Annotated in this window: 1 protein-coding gene; it reads right to left on the reverse strand. The window is 57.8% G+C overall.

Going from position 1 to position 760, the window contains the following annotated elements; genetic code table 11:
- Nucleotides 1-647 (reverse strand): helix-turn-helix domain-containing protein (locus KQH55_RS16070; RefSeq protein WP_235091672.1); only part of this gene is annotated, 647 nt, incomplete at its 3' end.
- Between the last annotated feature and the right edge of the window lie 113 nt (nucleotides 648-760).

Raw genomic sequence — 760 nt, forward strand, 5'->3', positions numbered from 1 at the left:
CGATCATTGAGTAAGTCAGCCGCCGGCAGCGGTGTCTTGCGATCATAGAGCTTGGCCAATGCCACCTTCGAATAGGTGTCGACAAAGGTTTGTTGATAAACACGACCTACGCCTTTGAGGCTATCGACATAGAATGTATCCTGCGCGCCACAGTAGCCTGGACATTCGGACTCGAACTCGCCGTGGGCCTCTTTTTCCCGTTTGGCTCGCTCCAGCGCGACCAACTGGGCCTCGGTCAACACCAGCCCGTCCTGAGCGGATTTGGCTTGCAGCGCCTTTAGACGCTTGTTCATGGTCTGCAGATCGTGACGCAGCCAGATGCTGCGAACGCCCTGAGGCGAGACCTTTAGCGCATGGCGCTTGAGCACTTCATTGGCGATGCGGATCTGACCATAAGCGGGCAGTTCCAGGGCCAGTTCAACTACGGCCGCCTCGATCTGCGGATCCACGCGGTTTTTGGGCAGCGGGCGGCGGTGGGAGATTTCCTGCAGCGCCGCTTCGCCGCCTTTATCGTACAGTTCCTTGAATCGGTAGAAACTGTCGCGTGAGTAACCCATCACGCGACAAGCTTGGCTGACGTTGCCCAGTTGCCGGGCCAGTTCGAGCATGCCGATTTTGGCACGGATGACCTTCTGTTCCTGAGTCATGGCGGACTCCTTGCTGTTCGTGGCGTGCGTTGCCGCTACGGACTACGCCCTGCGCGGCAACGCACGCCAGCATGAAAAACCAACCACTGTCAGTTTTAGTCTAGTTCACTGCA

It is taken from the genome of Mycetohabitans sp. B3 (assembly GCF_021498065.1).
Lineage (GTDB): Bacteria > Pseudomonadota > Gammaproteobacteria > Burkholderiales > Burkholderiaceae > Mycetohabitans.